The 17,120-nt window shown below is 69.3% G+C and carries 15 protein-coding genes and 1 tRNA gene; 9 read left to right on the forward strand and 7 right to left on the reverse strand.

Annotated elements, in window-relative coordinates:
- Positions 1–184: 184 nt before the first annotated feature.
- Positions 185–1,492 (reverse strand): dicarboxylate/amino acid:cation symporter, encoded by a 1,308-nt coding sequence (locus BKK81_RS03710; RefSeq protein WP_071010818.1) that lies wholly within the window; start codon positions 1,490–1,492, stop codon positions 185–187.
- A 24-nt stretch (positions 1,493–1,516) separates the two neighbouring features.
- On the reverse strand, positions 1,517–1,753 hold the full coding sequence (locus BKK81_RS03715; protein WP_071010819.1) for a hypothetical protein: 237 nt from the start codon (positions 1,751–1,753) through the stop codon (positions 1,517–1,519).
- A gap of 185 nt (positions 1,754–1,938) precedes the next feature.
- Between BKK81_RS03715 and BKK81_RS03720 the strand changes: the two genes are divergently transcribed.
- The 7 genes from BKK81_RS03720 to BKK81_RS03750 all read left to right on the forward strand — a co-directional run bounded on the left by BKK81_RS03720 (position 1,939) and on the right by BKK81_RS03750 (position 10,315).
- Complete coding sequence (locus BKK81_RS03720) at positions 1,939–2,571, forward strand: helix-turn-helix transcriptional regulator (protein ID WP_071010820.1); 633 nt, start codon at positions 1,939–1,941, stop codon at positions 2,569–2,571.
- A 550-nt stretch (positions 2,572–3,121) separates the two neighbouring features.
- The gene (locus tag BKK81_RS03725; protein ID WP_071016011.1) at positions 3,122–5,074 is read left to right on the forward strand and encodes a TonB-dependent receptor plug domain-containing protein; all 1,953 of its coding nucleotides are present in this window, start codon (positions 3,122–3,124) and stop codon (positions 5,072–5,074) included.
- A gap of 53 nt (positions 5,075–5,127) precedes the next feature.
- Positions 5,128–6,435 (forward strand): HmuY family protein, encoded by a 1,308-nt coding sequence (locus BKK81_RS03730; protein ID WP_231907970.1) that lies wholly within the window; start codon positions 5,128–5,130, stop codon positions 6,433–6,435.
- A gap of 64 nt (positions 6,436–6,499) precedes the next feature.
- Positions 6,500–7,564, forward strand: coding sequence for a hemin-degrading factor (locus BKK81_RS03735; protein ID WP_071010822.1), 1,065 nt, complete (start codon positions 6,500–6,502; stop codon positions 7,562–7,564).
- 23 nt (positions 7,565–7,587) lie between these two features.
- The gene (locus BKK81_RS03740; protein WP_071010823.1) at positions 7,588–8,445 is read left to right on the forward strand and encodes a heme/hemin ABC transporter substrate-binding protein; all 858 of its coding nucleotides are present in this window, start codon (positions 7,588–7,590) and stop codon (positions 8,443–8,445) included.
- A 120-nt stretch (positions 8,446–8,565) separates the two neighbouring features.
- Positions 8,566–9,510 (forward strand): FecCD family ABC transporter permease, encoded by a 945-nt coding sequence (locus BKK81_RS03745; RefSeq protein WP_156811340.1) that lies wholly within the window; start codon positions 8,566–8,568, stop codon positions 9,508–9,510.
- A 1-nt stretch (position 9,511) separates the two neighbouring features.
- On the forward strand, positions 9,512–10,315 hold the full coding sequence (locus tag BKK81_RS03750) for a heme ABC transporter ATP-binding protein (RefSeq protein ID WP_071010824.1): 804 nt from the start codon (positions 9,512–9,514) through the stop codon (positions 10,313–10,315).
- A gap of 53 nt (positions 10,316–10,368) precedes the next feature.
- Here BKK81_RS03750 and BKK81_RS03755 read toward each other — a convergent pair whose 3' ends face one another.
- The 3 genes from BKK81_RS03755 to BKK81_RS03765 all read right to left on the reverse strand — a co-directional run bounded on the left by BKK81_RS03755 (position 10,369) and on the right by BKK81_RS03765 (position 13,939).
- Positions 10,369–11,775 (reverse strand): MDR family MFS transporter, encoded by a 1,407-nt coding sequence (locus BKK81_RS03755; protein ID WP_071010825.1) that lies wholly within the window; start codon positions 11,773–11,775, stop codon positions 10,369–10,371.
- Positions 11,776–11,874: 99 nt separating this feature from the next.
- Positions 11,875–13,191, reverse strand: coding sequence for an MFS transporter (locus BKK81_RS03760; RefSeq protein WP_071010826.1), 1,317 nt, complete (start codon positions 13,189–13,191; stop codon positions 11,875–11,877).
- A 133-nt stretch (positions 13,192–13,324) separates the two neighbouring features.
- Positions 13,325–13,939: a TetR/AcrR family transcriptional regulator gene (locus tag BKK81_RS03765; protein WP_071010827.1), complete on the reverse strand. Its 615-nt coding sequence runs from the start codon at positions 13,937–13,939 to the stop codon at positions 13,325–13,327.
- Between the two features lie 275 nt (positions 13,940–14,214).
- Here BKK81_RS03765 and BKK81_RS03770 point away from each other — a divergent pair.
- Positions 14,215–14,289, forward strand: a tRNA-Cys gene (locus BKK81_RS03770).
- A gap of 244 nt (positions 14,290–14,533) precedes the next feature.
- A complete protein-coding gene (locus BKK81_RS03775; protein WP_071010828.1) occupies positions 14,534–14,974 on the forward strand; it encodes a GNAT family N-acetyltransferase in 441 nt (146 codons plus the stop codon).
- Positions 14,975–15,005: 31 nt separating this feature from the next.
- Here BKK81_RS03775 and dmeF read toward each other — a convergent pair whose 3' ends face one another.
- Both dmeF and BKK81_RS03785 read right to left on the reverse strand, forming a co-directional pair.
- A complete protein-coding gene (dmeF, locus tag BKK81_RS03780) occupies positions 15,006–16,022 on the reverse strand; it encodes a CDF family Co(II)/Ni(II) efflux transporter DmeF (protein WP_071010829.1) in 1,017 nt (338 codons plus the stop codon).
- An 89-nt stretch (positions 16,023–16,111) separates the two neighbouring features.
- Positions 16,112–17,029 carry a LysR family transcriptional regulator gene (locus BKK81_RS03785; RefSeq protein ID WP_071010830.1) on the reverse strand — a complete coding sequence of 306 codons (918 nt, stop codon included), beginning with the start codon at positions 17,027–17,029 and terminating at the stop codon, positions 16,112–16,114.
- Positions 17,030–17,120: the final 91 nt, after the last annotated feature.

The following is a 17,120-nucleotide window of genomic DNA, read 5'->3' on the forward strand; positions in this document are numbered from 1 at the left end:
AGCGGGTGGGCAACAGGGCGTTGGCATGCCTCAATGCAGGTCCGACCTGGGCGACTTGCCGGCGCCGGGAGTGCTGCGCCTGATGTGTAAATTATGTCTATAGTTGGATAAAACGTCAAATATCAAGGTCATCACGCGCATGTGCGCGCGATGACGCATTCGCATGCGGGTCGCGTGCGCTGCCTTAGCTGGAAACCGCGACCGTATCGGTGTGCTCCCCAACCGATGCCATCGTCAGTTCTTCTTCCTCCGGCGCTCCGGCAACTGAGAGTTCGCCTTCCCACTTCGCCACCACGGCGGTGGCGATGCTGTTGCCCAACACGTTGGTCGCGGTGCGCCCCATATCGAGGATCTGGTCGATACCCATCACCAGCAGCAGGCCCGCCTCCGGCAGACCGAACATCGGCAGAATGGCAGCAACCACGACGAGCGAGCCACGCGGAACCGCTGCCATCCCCTTGCTGCTGATCATCAGGATCAGCAGCATCGTGATCTGGGTACCGATGGGCATATGAACGCCAAACGCCTGGGCGATAAAGACGGCGGCGAAGGCCTGGTAGACCATTGACCCATCGAGGTTGAACGAGTAGCCCAGCGGCAGCACGAAACCAACCAGGCGCTTACGCACGCCAAAGCGCTGGAGCACTTCCGTGAGCTTCGGATAGGCAGCCTCACTACTGGCCGTCGAGAACGCAATCATCATCGGATCGCGAATGCTCTTGAGCAGCTCGTTCATACGGGAGCGCAAGACCGCACGACCAGCGCAGTACAGCGCAGTCCAGAGAGCGAACAGCGCGACGTAGAACCAACCGATCAGCTTTCCATACGTGAAGATGATGCCCGGGCCCTGCACGGTAACCGCGCCTGCAATGGCGGAGAAGATTCCGAAAGGCGCGAAAGCCATCACTGCATTGGTAGCGCGCAGCATGACTTCCATGACGCCATCAATCGTGCGCTTCAGGAATTCTCCGGTCGGGCCAGGCACTTTGCCCAATGCAATGCCGAAGAACAGCGAGAAGATCAGAATCTGCATGATCTGATTTGTCGCCATCGCCTCAGCAATGCTGCTCGGGAACAAATGGATCAAGAAGTCCTTGACGTTCAGCGCGCTCGTCTTGAGGTGGGTCGCCGCGTCAGCCGCTGGCAGCGGCATGTTCAGATGAGCGCCTGGCTGCGCCAGGTTGACGAATACCAGGCCGATGCCAAGAGACATCAGCGACGCGACGATGAACCAAGCGAGCGCCTTCGTGCCGATGCGGCCGATGGATCTGCTTCCATCCATGCTCGAAATGCCGGAGACGAGCGTGGCAAAGACCAAGGGTGCAATGATCATCTTGACCATCTTCAGGAAGATGGTTGTCACCACACCGAAGTGAGAGGCGATGGCCTGGGCGGCTGCCTCGTCGACTGCGTATCGGTTGCAGGCAAAGCCAACGGCTACACCCAGGACCATGCTGAGGAGAATCCAGTGGGCAAGCTTCCACTTCTTCATGATGTCACTTCCTTTTCGATAAGGTCACGCAGCAGGTGCCAGGGCAACGGCCTCGATTGCTACGGCGCAGCCGCAGAGATCGAGGCCGTCTGCGCTATTCGTGCCGCCCGGGCGCATCGAGCCCACCGGGATCCTCGGCTTTTGCCGGGTCCTGGGCTGCTGCGCATCAGCGGCCACTGCGCAGTGGCCGACGGGCAGCGCAAGGAGCGCCGCGCATTGGCCCTGCAGCAACATCGACTGGCGCCTGTTCTCCACTTTCATCCTGTGTCTCCTCATTGGGGTGTCTTCGCATCACACGCCACACGGTCGCGTCCCGCAGTGGGCCCTGCTTGAATCGGACTAATTATCTATTATTAGATTTTTTGTAAAATAAGGGATTGCACGAGGAGACACGAAGGGGGCGAATGCCCTATACAATGCGACTAAACTTAGATAGAGAGTCCAGAATGACCAGAGGACGACTTACCAGCGAACAGCAGGCGATTCTTGAGCAGGTCAAGCAGATCGCAGCGGCACTCGGCGAGACGCTGGCACCATTCACAGAGGTTGTGGTCCACGACCTTCGCTCGCCGAAGCACGCGATTCTCGCCATCCATAACAACCTCTCCGGACGCAATGTGGGCGACCCCGCGACGGAGCTCGGCCTGGCTCGGATTGCCGACGACGACTACCCGCAGGTTCTGGCGAACTATGCGAACCGCTTCAGTGATGGGCGCCAGGCAAAGAGCACCTCGATCGGCATCAAAGACTCGGATGGCCACTACTTTGCCGCTCTTTGCTTGAATGTCGACGTGACGCTGTTCCGCAGCATCTCGACCATGCTGGACCAGTTCTCGGTCTCCAAGGGCAGCGCGGTGAAGGAGTCGTTGGATCCATCCACAGCCGACTCGCTTCGCGAGCGAATCGACCGGTTTGCGGTCGGCTTGGCAACTACGCCGCAGGCGCTCCGTACTGACCAGCGGAAGGCCCTGATGCAAGCGCTCAAGGAAGAGGGATACCTCGATCTGCGGCGGTCGATGGAGACGGTCGCGCAACACCTGGGGGTATCGCGCGCCACCGTCTACAACGACGCCCGATAGCGGCGGATGCGGCGGATGCGGCGGATGCGGCGGATGCGGCGGATGCCGCGCGAGGCGGCGTCCGCTCTACAGACTTGTCCGTCGCCAGAAGCCTTGGCCCGGCGTTGCGTTCCGCGGTCCCGGACCATGGCCATCCGGCCCGCGTCCACGATCCCACGCATTGACGTACAGGGCGCAGCAGCGTCGCCGGGCAGGTTTGGGCCGGGCGGCAACTGATCTGGTTTCACGATTTGGCCTGCATCCGCCAGTTCCCGGCGATGTCGCGACAACAAGGAGCATGTCGCAATAGGCAATTGAGGTTGCCGGCGCCGCCCCGGCGCGGCTTCCCCGACCCCCGCATCCTGCCGGATGCGGGGGTTTGTTTTTTTGCGGGCCGGATCATGGTGGCATCCTGCCGCCCCCCTTGAACCACTGTGCCGATATGTCGACTTTGTAAGTTCTTGTACATGAGAATGTTAACCATTATCATTTGCATTCTTATTTGTGATCAGGAACTGGCATCGTGCCGCAGGACCCGCTCTTCCTTCCCCGCCGTACGCTTCCCCTTGTCGTGGGTGCGCTCTTCAGCGCATGGGGTGTCCCGGGCGCCGCGCTGGCGCAGGAGGGCGAGGCGCTACCCACCATCGTGGTGACCGGCACGCGCTCGGAAAAACCGGTGGACGAGACGCCGGTGCGCACCGAGGTGGTGACCCGGCAGGAAATCGAGCGCACCCATGCGCGCACGCTCAAGGATGCGCTGGAGAACGTGCCCGGCCTGCAATTGCGCGAGATCCATGGCAAGTCGGGCTACGAGGTCAGCCTGCAGGGCATGACCAGCGACCAGGTGCTGGTGCTGATCGACGGTTTGCCGATCACCGCCAGCACCGGCTCCACCGTGGACGTCTCGCAGTACCTGCTGACCGAAGTCGACCGCATCGAGGTGGTCAAGGGCGCCAGCTCCGCCCAGTACGGCAGTTCGGCCATGGGCGGTGTGATCAACGTCATCACCCGGCCGATCGCGCGCGGCTTCTCCGGCGCGGCGTCGGCCGATGCGGGCAGCTACGGCGCGCAGAACGCCAGCGGCACGCCGGGAGCGCTGCACGGCAATGCCCGCGTCGAGGGCGGCGGCGCACGCTGGCGCGCGCGCCTCGCCGCCGATGCCCTCGACAACAAAGGCTTTGCGGTCGACCCGGACGGCTGGACCCGGCACGGCGACGCGGTGCGCCGCCAGCAGTACGCCGGCCGCCTGGAATGGCTGCCGGGCGCGGCGGGCAGCCTGTGGCTCGACGCCAGCGCCTATCGCGAGAACGACGAGCAGCGCTACCGTTACTACGCGCCGCCGCGCTACGTACCGCAGAGCAAGAGCGAGGATATCTCGCGCAAGCGCTTCGCCGCCGGCGCGCAGTGGCGTTTCGGCAACGGCGTGCAGGCGCGCGCGGCCGGCATGACCGAGGGCTACGACAGCACCACGCAGGAATACTCGAACGACTACCGCACCGCGACCCGTGCCTCGTCGCAGCGCACCGATCACCTGTCCCTGCAGTTCGACATGCCGGCATGGCGTTCGCAGCTCTGGCAGTTCGGCGGCGACCTGCACCGCGAGCGCCTGGAACAGACCGCCAACAACATCTCCGAGCTGCGCGGCAAGGCCGAGCGCAGCAGCGCCGAGCTGTACGCGCAGAACGACATCTTCTTCAACGACACCTGGGAGATGGTGGTGGGCCTGCGCGGCCAGCGCGACTCGGACTTTGGCAGCCACTTCGCGCCCAAGGTGGGCGTGCGCGCCAACCTGCTTGACGGCCCGGCCTGGAAGGGCGTGCTGCGCGCCAACTTCGGCCAGGGCTACCGCGTGCCCAACCTGAAGGAGCGCCACTACCTGTTCGACCACAGCTCGCTCGGCTACATCGTGCTCGGCAACCCGGACCTGAAGCCGGAATCGTCCAACAGCTTCCAGTTCGGCGGCGCGCTGAGCTGGCAGGACCGCCTGACCCTCGACGCGAACCTCTTCTACAACCGCGTGACCGATCTGATCCAGACCGACATGAGCCACTTCACGGTCGTCAACGGGATCGCCGTCTACACCTACCGCAACGTGGCGCGGGCCAGGACACAGGGCCTGGAGACCTCGCTGCGCTGGCGCGCTACCAGCCGGCTCGACCTGACCGGGGCCTATACCTTCACCGATGCCGAGGACCTCGATACCGGCACCGAGCTGACCCGCCGCGCGCGCCACATGGCACGCCTCGGCGCCAACTGGCGCTTGCTGGCGGGCACCGAGCTGTCCTTGCGCGGCCGCTACCAGAGCAGCGAGCTGGTCGACTCGGGCTCGGGCGCCCGCTCGCCGGGCTGGACCACCGTCGACGTGGCGCTGAACCAGAAACTCGGCCGCGGCGTCACCGCCTTCGTCGGCGTCAACAACCTGTTCAACCGGCAGCGCGACTTCTCCAACGCCAACGACTTCGGGCCGGTCGCGGGCCGCTTCGTCTATCTCGGCGCGCGCTTCAGCGTCGACGCCGCGAAGTAGGCGCGCCGCGCGGCGCGCAGCCTATCCCAAACCACAACACAGGGGAGCATCAAGTGGAAGGAAAGAAGGGATTCACATCGGCACTCGGCGTGTCCATGCTGGCACTGGTGCTGGCGGCCTGCGGCGGTGGCGGAGATGGTGCCGATGGTGGCGGCAGCGCCATCGGCGGAGCGTCCGGCGGCAGCGGACAGTCGGGTGGCAGCGCCGCCACCAACGGCTTCACCCAGTCGGCCACGTGGACGTTCACGCTGCCTGCCTCGGGCAGCGCGGTCTGCTATGACTTCAACGCCAAGGCCGAGGTCGCCGGCTGCACCGGCAGCGCCTGGGACCTGAAGGTCAAGTCGGCCAACCGCTCGGCCACGCTGTGGACCAACAGCGGCAGCAGCGGCAGCGGCGCCGGCGGTGCTTTCGGCGGTCCGTTCGACCATGGCTGGGCCGAACTGCTGGCCTGGAAGAACGCCACTACCGACCCCGTCAGCGGCACCATCCCGGCCACGCTGTTCTTCAAGGACGCGGCCAGCGGCGTGTTCGCCGGCACCAACGACATCGGCTCGGCGGTCTTCGAGTACGGCGTGGGCGGCAGCAGCGACCACCTGCTGTACCCGAACTACCGCACCATCCTGATCACCGCCGACAGCAGCAAGGCCGACCCGGTCGGCACCGCCGCGGCCCCGGTGTTCGCGCTGCAGGTCACCGGCTACTACGGCGGCGCCGGCGGTACCACCTCGGGCAACCCGTCGTTCCGCTGGGTCGACCGCAGCGCGCCCGCCACGGTGCGCACCGCCACCGTCAACGCCGCCGCCGACTGGGTCTACTACGACCTGTCGGCCGGCGCCGTCACCACCGCCAGCGGCAACTGGCACATCGCCTTCAACCGCTACAACATCAAGCTCAACGGCGGCGAATCCGGCAGCGGCAAGGTGGCCGGCTTCCTCGCCAAGACCCCGGCCGGCTTCTACGACGGCAGCGGCAAGCCGGTGGCGGCCAGGTTCACCGATGCGTCCAACCTCGCCGCCACGCAGTCGGACCTGAGCGCGGCCGACCTGGCGCTGCCCGCCGACCAGACCAAGTGGGTCAAGGACGGCACCGCGTCGCGGCTGAACCCGGCCTACACCGGCACCTATCCGAATCCGATGAACTTCGGCTGGTACACCTACTACCCGAGCGCCACCGCCGCCGCAGCCGCCGGCTTGCCCGCCGTGGCGCACCTGCTCAAGGCCAATCCCGGGAACGCCAGCCTGCTGCGCGGCGGCGAGGGTTCGACCTATGCGCGCTTCCACGTGACCAGGATCGCGTACGCGGACCCGAACGACTACAACAGCGCCCAGACCTGGACCATCGAATTCGACATCCAGCCCTGACGCGGCCTTCCGTTCCTCCCGGCCGCGGCGCCACCGTCGGGGGCGGGACCTTGAGCAGACAGATATGGAAAACCGACACGCACCCGATTCACTCGACTCAATCTACTCAATCGACAGCCTGCGCGCGCGCCACCAGCAGCTGGCCGCGCAGGAACCCAGGCTGCGCATCCGCGAGCGTGCGCTGCGCCTCGGCGTGCCGGAGGCGGCGCTGGTCGCCGCCGGCTGCGGCGTGCACGCGCGCCCGCTGGCCGGCACCGCGCAAGCGCTGTTCCGCGAACTCGGCACGCTCGGTCCGCTCATGGCGCTGTCGCGCAACGACGCGGCGGTGCACGAGCGCCACGGCCGCTACCTCGACATCCAGGCCGACGGACCGGTCGGCCTGGTGCTGGGGCCGGACATCGACCTGCGCCTGTTCTTCAACAGCTGGAAGCACTTCTATGCCGTCAGCGAGAACGGGCGCCACAGCCTGCAGTTCTTCGACCGGGGCGGCGAGGCCGTGCACAAGGTCTACCGCACCGAGCACACCGACGGCGCGGCCTGGGACGCCTACGTGGAGCGCTTTGCCACCGAGGCCGGCCTGCCCGTGGTGGCGGAGCCGCCGGGCGCGCCGGAGCAGGCCGAGGCGCCGGACGACGCCGGCGCGCTGCGCTCACACTGGCTGGGCCTGACCGATACCCATGACTTCTTCGCCATGCTGCGCCACTTCAAGGTGTCGCGCCTGGGCGCCTTGCGCGCGGCCGGGGCCGACCTGGCCCAGCCGGTCGCCGGCGACGCCGTGGAGGCCATGCTGGGCGCGGCGGCCGCCAGCGGCCTGCCCATCATGTGCTTCGTCGCCAATCGCGGCATCGTGCAGATCCATACCGGCCCGGTCAAGCGCCTGCTGCGCACGGGGCCGTGGTTCAACGTGCTCGACGACACCTTCAACCTGCACCTGAATACCGAGGCGGTGGCTTCGAGCTGGGTGGTCAACAAGCCCACCAGCGATGGCTGGGTCACCTCGCTGGAGCTGTACGGCGCCGACGGCGAACTGATCGTGCAGTTCTTCGGCGAGCGCAAGCCCGGCAAGCCGGAACTGCCGGCCTGGCGCAGCCTGATGGCATCGCTGTGCGCGCAGCCGCTGGCGGCGTGACGCGCGCTTCCGGGGGAGATCCGATGAAGATCCTGCAGAGATGGCGCCGGGCGGCGCTGCTTGGGATGCCGGGGCTGCTGTGCGCGGCCGGCCTGGCGCATGCGGCGGCGCCGGCGCGCGTGGTGGGCCTGGGCGGCCCCGTCACCGAGATCGTCTACGCGCTCGATGCCGGCGCCAGCATGGTCGGCGCCGACGCGTCCAGCCTCTACCCGCCGGCGGCGCTCAAGCTGCCCAAGGTGGGCTACTACCGCGCCTTTTCCGTCGAGGGCGTGGCCAGCCTGAAGCCGGACCTGGTGCTGGCTTCCGACCAGAGCGGCCCGCCGCAGGCCCTGGAACAGCTGCAGCGGCTGGGCAGCAAGGTGGTGGTGGTGCCGTCGGCGCCGACGCTCGCCGCGCTCGACCAGCGCATCCTCGGCGTGGCCGCGGCGCTCGGGGTGGAGGCGCGCGGCAGCGCGCTGGTCGGCCGCATCCATGCCGCCCTGCGCGACATCAGGCCGGTGCCGGCGCCGCTGCGGGTGCTGCTGGTCAGCAGCCATACCGGCAAGCTCGAGGCCGCCGGCGACGACACCGCGGCGGCGGCGATGCTGCGGCTGGTGGGCGCCACCAACGTGCTGCCGGCACAGTCGGGCTACAAGCCGTTCTCCGCCGAGGCGGCGGTGGCGCTGCGGCCCGATGTCATCGTGACCACCACCTTGTCGGTCCAGGCCAGCGGCAGCCTCGATGCCTTTCTCGCCCAGCCCGGCCTGAGCGCGACGCCGGCGGCCAAGGCGCGGCGCGTGGTGGTGATGGACGACCTGCTGCTGCTCGGCTTCGGCCCGCGCCTGCCCGAGGCGCTGCGCCAACTGGAGGCGGGGCTGGCCGCCAGGTCCTCACCGCGCTGAAGCCCGCGCTTCGACGTCCATACCTCGCCGGATCGACCCGTGAACGCTCTCCGCCTCTTGCTGCCGCGCCGGCCGTTGCGCCCGTCGCCACGGCGCGTCCTGGCCGTCCTGTGCGCACTGCTGGCCGTGGTCGCCATCTGCGCCGCCGCCAGCGGCGCGCTGGCCATTCCGCGCAGCCAGGTGCTGCCGCTGCTGTTCGACCCGGCCGCCGCGGGTGAAGCGGCCATGTGGCGCAGCGTGCTGCTGGAGGTGCGCCTGCCGCGCATCGTGCTGGCACTGACCGTCGGCGCCGGGCTGGCGCTGTCCGGCGCCGTCATGCAGGCGCTGTTCCGCAATCCGCTCGCCGAGCCGGGACTGATCGGCATTTCGCCGGGCGGTGCGATGGGCGCGGTGGCGGCCATCGTGCTGGGCGCGCAGGGCCTGGCGGGCATCGCCCCGGCCGCCTTCGCCGGCAGCCTGGCCGCCACGGCCCTGGCCTACCGCCTCGGCAGCCGGCGTCCCGGCGTGGCCAACCTGCTGCTGGCGGGGGTCGCCATCAACGCGATCTGTGCCAGCGTGGTGGGCTTCTTCACCTTCCAGGCCAGCGAGGTGCAGCTGCGCAACCTGACCTTCTGGAACCTGGGCAGCCTGGCCGGCGCGAGCTGGGCGCAGCTGGCCTGGCTGGTGCCGCTGGTGGCCGTGCTGTGCGCGCTGCTGATGCGCGACTGGCGCGCCATGAATGCGCTGCTGCTGGGCGAGCGCGAGGCCCAGCACCTGGGCTTCGACCTGGCGCGCCTGCGCCGCCGCCTGATCGTGCTGACGGCGTTGCTGGTCGGGCCGCTGGTGGCGGTGACCGGCACCATCGGCTTCGTCGGGCTGGTGGTGCCGCACCTGGTGCGCCTGCCGCTCGGCGCCGACCACCGCTGGCTGCTGCCCAATACACTGGCGGGCGGCGCCATCGCCCTGACGCTGGCCGACTGGCTGGCGCGCATGGTGGTGATCCCGGCCGAACTGCCGATCGGCATCGTCACCAGCCTGGTGGGCGGTCCCTTCCTGCTGTGGATGCTGGCGCGGAGGACGGCCTGAGATGCTGGTGCTGCGTGAACTCTGCTGCAGCCGCGGCGGCCGCGCCGTGCTGGCCGGCATCGACCTCGACGTGCGTGCGGGCGAGGTGCTGGGCGTGCTCGGCGCCAATGGCGCCGGCAAGACGACCTTGCTGAGCGTGGTGGCGGGCGAACTGCCCGCCGACCGTGGCGTGCTGGCGCTGGATGGCCGCGCCCTGCGGCAATGGCCGGCGGCGGCCCTCGCGCGCCGCCGCGCGGTGGTGCCGCAGTCGTCCAGCCTGGGCTTCGACCTCTCCGTGGCCGAGGTGGTGGCGATGGGCGCCTATCCGTTCCCCGAACTGGATGCCGGTGCGCTGGCGGCGCTGACGGCACGCGCGCTCGGCCTGGCCGATCTCGCCCGCATGGGCGGGCGCCGCTACCCGGACCTGTCCGGCGGCGAACAACAGCGTGTGCACTTCGCCCGCGCGCTGGTGCAGGCGCTGGCCGCGCGGCAACCGGGCGAATACCGCGCGCTGCTGCTCGACGAACCGATCTCCAGCCTCGATCCGCGCCACCAGTTGCAGCTGCTGCAGGCGGTGCGCGCCCTCAGCCGCGCGGAAGGGCTGGCGGTGCTGGTGGTCCTGCACGACGTCAACCTGGCCGCGCAATGGTGCGACCGGCTGTTGTTGCTGGCCGGCGGCCGCGCCGTGGCCGAGGGCAGACCGGCCGAAGTGCTGACGCCGGCGGTATTGGAGACGGTGTACGGCCTGCCGGCGCGGGTCCTGCCGGACCCGCAGAGGGAAGGGGAGGACGGCTTGCTGGTGCGCTTTGCGCTGCCGTCGCCCTGAGTGATGACCTGGCGGTGCCTGGGCGATGACTGGGTGGGCTCGCAGGCCGCCGCTCAGGTCGACGACCGCCGCGGCGCACCCGAAACGCCTTCGCCGGCGTCGGCCGGCAGCGCCGCGAACATCGGCCACGACGCCAGCACGAGCACGGCGATGGCGAGGAAGGCGCAGGCGAAGTCGAAGTGCTCGGCATGCGTGCGGCCGGATAGCAGCATGGTCAGCTGCATCGAGCCGGCGGCAATGGCCACGCCGACCGCCTTGGTCATCTGCTGCGCCGTGCCCTGGAAAGACGTGGCAGCCGACAGCCGCGCCGGCGGCACGTCGGCGAAGGCGAGCGCGCCCATCGAGGCGAAGCTGAGCGAGCGGCTCAGGCCGCCGCACAGCAGCAGCGCGAAGACGGCGGTCTCGGGCCAGGCCGGCGACAGCGTCGTGCAGACCGCCAGCATCAGCGCGAAGGAGATGCTGCCTGCGATCAACACCGTGCGCATCGGCAGCCAGTGCAGCGCGAAGCGCGTCATCGGCCGCATGCAGAACGAACCCAGCGCGCTGGCCAGCGAGATCAGGCCGCTCACCGACGCGCTCAGGCCGAAGCCGACCTGCAAGGTCAGCGGTACCAGGAAGGGCAGGGCGCCGGCACCGGCGCGGAACAGGCTGCCGGCCACGGTGGCGGCATGGAAGGTGGGAATGCGCAGCAGCGAGAAGTCGATGGCCGGATGCGCGGTGCGGCGGCAGTGGCGCACGCTCAGCCAGGACAGCAGCAGGCCGGCGGCGATGCACAGCGGTGGCACGTAGCCGGGCAGCAGGCCGCGGCCGATCATCTCCACGCCGACCATCAGCGTGGTCAGCGCGAGCCCGACCAGCGCCATGCCGGTGAGGTCGGGCGCCGGCGGGCGCTCGCCCTGCGCGGGCGGAATCAGCCAGGCACTCAGCAGCAGGCCGGCCAGCCCGAAGGGGACATTGATCCAGAACACGCTGCGCCAGGACATGGCGTCGGTGAGGAAGCCGCCCAGCGGCGGGCCCAGCACGGGGCCCACCAGCGCGGGCATGGTCAGCCAGGTGGTGGCCGACAGCATCTCTTCACGGCGCACCTGGCGGAACAGGATCAGGCGGCCGACCGGCACCATCATGGCGCCGCCGATGCCCTGCAGCACGCGCGCGGCGATCAGGGCGGGCAGGCCGCTTGCCAGGGCGCACAGCACCGAGGCCAGCGTGAAGGTGGCGATGGCCGCCATGAACACGCGCTTGGCGCCGAAGCGGTCGGCGATCCAGCCGCTGATGGGAATGAATACCGTGAGCGCGATCAGGTAGGAGGTGATCGCGCTGCTCAGGTGGACCGGATTGACGCCGAGGTCGCGCGCCATGCTGGGCAGCGCCGTGGCCACCACGGTGGCGTCGATGTTCTGCATGAACAGCGCGCTGGCGACGACGGCCGCGATGATGCGGAAATTGTGCTTGCCTGGCATGGAGGGGGGAGCGGGAGCGGCTTCCCGGCCGATTATAAGATGGCCGTGCCGCGGCTTGCCGCGCTCCCCGCGGCCGTCCGGGGCGGCCGCGTGCGGGGCTCAGGCGCGGGCTGCCCGGGGCGCCTGCGGCTCGCCCGCCGCGCCCTCCTTGCGCAGGCGTGCGCCCAGTGCCAGCACCGCCGCCAGCAGGCAGGCACCGCCGGCGACGTAGAGCGCCGGGGTATAGGTCAGCAGCAGTGTGCGGCTCAGGCCGGCGCCGTAGGCCGCGGTGGCCGCGCCGATCTGGTGGGCGGCGAAGATCCAGCCGAACACCATCGGCGCGCGCTCTTTGCCGAAGGCCACGCCGGCCAGCTTGACCGTGGGCGGTACGGTGGCGATCCAGTCCAGGCCATAGAACATGGCGAACAGTGACAGCCCGTACAGCGTGAAGGTGGAGTGTGGCAGCCAGAACAGCGACAGGCCGCGCAGGCCGTAGTACCAGAACAGCAGCTTGCGGCTGTCATAGCGGTCCGACAGCCAGCCCGAGCTGATGGTGCCGACGAAGTCGAACGCGCCCATCATGGCCAGCACCGAGGCGGCGGGCACGGCGCTCAGGCCGAAGTCGCCGCACAGCGTGATGAAGTGGGTCTGGATCAGCCCGTTGGTGCTGAGGCCGCAGATGAAGAAGGTGCCGGCCAGCACCCAGAACGTCTGCGTGCCCATGGCCTCGCGCAGGACCACGAAGGGGGTGCGCAGGTTGACCGCCGCGGGCGCAGGTTCCGGGGCGGCCGCCACGCTGGCCGGCACCTCGCCGAAGGCGGCCAGGCCGAGGTCGCGCGGACGGCTGCGCATCAGCAGCATCACCAGCACCGCCAGCACCGAGCAGGCGAGCAGCACCGGCACCACCGCCGAGCGCCAGCCCAGGTGCTCGATCAGCCAGGCGGCCAGGGGCAGGAAGGCGAGCTGGCCGGTGGCGGCGCTGGCCGTCAGGATGCCGACCACCAGGCCGCGCCGCGCGGTGAACCAGCGGTTGGCCACCAGCGCGGCCAGTACCAGCGCCGTCATGCCCGAACCGATGCCCAGCATCAGGCCCCAGGCGATGAAAAGCTGCCACAGTTCGCGCACCACGGTGGCCAGGGCCATGCCGCCCGCGATCAGCGCCAGCGCGGTGGCCACGACCCGGCGCACGCCGAAGCGCTCCATCAGCATGGCCGAGAATGGCGCCATCAGCCCATACAAGGCGAAGCGCACGGCCAGCACCGAGGAGATCTGCTCGGTGCTCCAGCCATGCTCGCGCGAGAGCGGGAGCAGGAAGGCGCCCGGCAGGCCGAGCGCCGCCGAGGTGGTGAGCATGACCAGGAAGGTCAGGGCGGCGATGAGCCACGCGTAGTGGATGCCGCGCCGGTCGAGCCGGCGGTTGAGTCGTGTCGAGAGCATGGGCGGTGTGCGGGGACTTGCCGCGCGAGGCGTGGTGCCTGCCGCGGCCGGGTTTGCCGGTTTGCCGGGTTTGCGTTATGGGGGACCGCTATGGGGGACGGGAGGCGTGGCCTGCGCCGGGGCGCCTGAGCGCCTAGCCGCCTTCGGCGGCCTCGGCGCTGCCCGCGCCGAGGATCAGTTCGCGCATGCCGGCGAGGAAGTCGTCGGCGTCCGGGCTGTCCACGGTGGCACGCGCCAGCATCACGGCTCCGGTCATCGCCGCCAGCTCGGCCATGGCGCGGCGCCGGCGCACGGCCGGGTCGGCCTCGTCGATAGTGCGCTCCCATTGGGCCACCAGCTGCTGCAGCCCGTCGCGGAAGGCCTGGCGCACCGGCTTGTCGGCGGCCTCGCGCGCGACGTCGACGCACATCGCCACCGCCGGGCAGCCGCCGCCGGGGTCGTCGCGATGGCGCGCGGAAAGATAGGGGCCGGCGATGCGCTCGCGCATGGCGTGGCGGTCGTCCCCCGCCTCCGCGAGACGACGGTCCCAGCGCTGCGCCGACTCGGCGAAGGCGCGCCCGCAGGCGATCGCGGCGAGTGCGTCCTTCGAATCGAAATGGCTGTAGAAGCCGCCGTGCGTCAGGCCGGCCGAGCCCATCAGTTCCGCTACGCTGATGCCGTTCAGGCCGCGTTCGCGGAACAAGCGCGATGACGCGGCCTCGATGGCTTCGCGATGCTTCTCTGCCTGTTCGCGGGATGATCTTGCCATGGGAGGGCTCCTTCCTTGGGGTTGCCGGGATATTAGATGATGGCTGTCATCTAATCAAGCCGGATCTGCGGTGGGCCTGCAAGGTGGCGGAAGAGGAGGCGGAAGAGGAGGCGGAAGAGGAGGCGGAAGAGGAGGCGGCAGGCGAGGGAAGGCGCGAGGCTCGGCCCAGGCCGCGCCGTGCAGACTTTCCGAATTCCGGCTACACTGCGCCCGCAATGACGCATGTGGCGCTTCGGGATCCCGGCAGCGCACGCTATCCAGCAAAGTCCATCCAAGGCGGGGTGGCAGAGTGGTGATGCGACGGCCTGCAAAGCCGTTCACGACGGTTCGATTCCGTATCCCCGCCTCCAGTTTTCCTTTGGTTTCCCCGTTTCCTGCCGTTATCCCGCTCTTTGCAGTGCCGGGTATGCCGCACGCACGCCGTCGTCTATGGAACAATGGCGCGAAGCGCATCCATGCGGCCGCTCCCGGGCCGTTCGAACGGTAGTTCGAGCCGTGGTTCGAGCCATCGTTGGCGCGATCCGGGAACCCAGAGACAAGAAGCAGATCTCCATCGCGGAGCCCCGCCGGCACGGCGGGTCAAGGAGATGATCCATGACTAGAGACTTGCAGCTCCGCGGGGCGCAGGCGACCGACCTGCACGCCATCGCGGCCTTGCTGGAACGCTGCGGCTTGCACGCGGCGGATATCGAACCGCTGCTGCCGTGGTTCCACGTGGCCGTGATGGATGGCCGCGTGGTCGGTTGCGCCGGCGCCGAGCGCTATGGCAAGAGCGTGGTGGTGCGCTCGGTGGCGGTTCTGCCCGAATACCGCGACCGTGGCATCGCCTCCCATCTCGTGCAGAGCGTGCTGACCCGCGCCCGCGCCGACGGCTGCCGCCATGCGGTGCTGCTGTCGGCCAGCTGCCCCAGCTACTTCGCGCGCTACGGCTTCTCGCTGGTGACGGCTTCGCGTCTGCCGCCCGAGGTGCTGGCCTCGGCGGAATTCCACCGCGACGCCGGGGTGCCGGCGCTGTGCATGCAGTGCGTGCTGTAGCGGCGGCGTGCCCGGCGGTGCCTGCCGGCGTCTAGCGTGCGGCCGCGGCCAGGCGCCCGCGCTTGGGCTCGCAACGGCTGATTTCCACCGTCACGTGTACCAGCTCGGTGTGCACGGACAGGGCCTGGCGCACGCGCTGCGGCGTCAGGGCCCGATCGTGAGTGACCAGGCCGACGATGCAGGCGAAGCGCTCCTTGCCGACACGCCACACATGCAGGTCGGTCACGCGCGTGCCTTCCTCGCCCTCGCCGAAGGCGGCCAGGGCGTCACGCACCTCTTCCACCACCGGGTGGTCCATCTCGCGGTCGAGCAGCACCACGCCGCTCTGCTTCAGCAGGCCCCAGGCCCAGCGCCCGACCAGCACGGCACCCAGCAGGCCCATCGCCGGGTCGAGCCAGCGCCAGCCCAGCCACCAGCCGCCGGCCAGCGCCAGCACCGCGAGCACGGAGGTGGCGGCGTCGGCGATCACGTGCAGATAGGCCGAGCGCAGGTTGATGTCGTGGCCGTGGTGATGGGCATGACCGTGCGCATGTCCGTGGCCGTTCCCATGGTCGGGATCGTGATCGTGCCCATGATCATGGCCATGACCGTGGTGGGCATGGCCCAGGATCCTCGCGCAGGCGAGGTTGACCAGCAGGCCCAGCACGGTCACCGTCAGCGCTTCGCGGTAATGGATGGCCTGCGGGCTGAACAGGCGCTCGACCGAACCGAAGGCCATCAGCGCCGCCACCCCGAGCAGGAACACGGCGCTGGCGAAGGCGGCCAGGACTTCGATCTTCCAGGTGCCGAAGGCGAAGCGCGCGTCGCCCGCGTGGCGGCGTGCGGCGCCATAGGCGAAGGCCGACAGGCCGATGGCGAGCGCGTGCGAACTCATGTGCCAGCCGTCGGCCAGCAGCGCCATCGAGTTGAACCACAGGCCGGCAGCGATTTCCACCACCATGGTGGCGAGCGTGATCCACATCACCAGCCGCGTGCCGCGCTCGGCCATGCGGTTGCCGGTATCGAAGACGTGGCTGTGGGTCCACGCGGAGAGGTCCTGGGTATGCATGGAGTGGCTCCGGCGAACGGGCAGCAGGTGCCCCGCATGGAACAGCGTAGCAGTATCCCACGCGCAGTAGCGGGCTTCCTGCGGGCCTGCTACCAGCCGGCGTAGCGCTCGCGCGCGTCGTGCCCGGAGAAGTGCTCGGCGAGGAAGTCGACGAAGGCACGCACCTTGGCCGACAACTGGTCGCGGCTCAGGTAGACCGCGTGGATATCGGCCGGTGGCGCGGCCCAGTCCGGCAGCACCTGGCGCAGGCGGCCCGAGCGCAGCAGGGGCGCCACGTCCCATTCCGAGCGCAGCAGGATGCCGTGTCCCTGCAGGGCCCAGCCGACCGCCACCTCGCCGTCGTTGGTGGCGGCCGGCCCACGCACCTTGACGGTTTCCTGCCGGTTGGCCGACTGCAGCTGCCAGTTGCCGTAGGCGCTGTCGCTCTCGCGGATCACGATGCAGCGGTGGCGTTGCAGTTCACGCGGCGAGGCGGGCGCGCCATGGCGTTCCAGGTAGGCCGGCGCGGCGCACAGCAGGCGCCGGTTCGGCGCCAGCCGGCGTGCGCTCAGGCGCGCGTCCGGCAGGTCGCCGACGCGGATGCCTACGTCGAAGCCTTCCTCCGCCAGGCTGAGCGGGCGGTCGCTGAGCTGCAGCTGCACTTCGACCTCGGGGCAGGCCAGCAGGAAGGTGCCCACGGCCGGAGCCAGGTGGCGGCGCCCGAAGCCCAGCGTGGCGTTGACGCGCAGCAGGCCGCGCGGGGCCACGCGGCTGCCGGCGAGTCCTTGTTCGAGCTCGTCGAGATCCGCCAGGATGCGGCTGCCCTGGGCGAGATAGGCCTCGCCCTCCGGCGTCACGCTGAGGCTGCGCGTGGTGCGATGCAGCAGGCGCACGCCCAGGCGCGCCTCCAGCGCGGCCAGCCGCTTGCTGGCGGCCGACGGCGTCAGGCCGAGCTGCTGGGCGGCACCGGCGAGGCTGCCGCGCTTGACCAGCAGCACGAAGAAGGCGAGATCGGAGAAGCCATCCATGAGATCGAGCTGATTCGTGAATTCAAGGAACGAATGAAAGTCCGTCGCCGAAATTATATCGGTGGATTCCACGCCTACACTGCGGAGCATG

This window comes from Cupriavidus sp. USMAHM13, from assembly GCF_001854285.1.
Lineage (GTDB): Bacteria > Pseudomonadota > Gammaproteobacteria > Burkholderiales > Burkholderiaceae > Cupriavidus > Cupriavidus malaysiensis.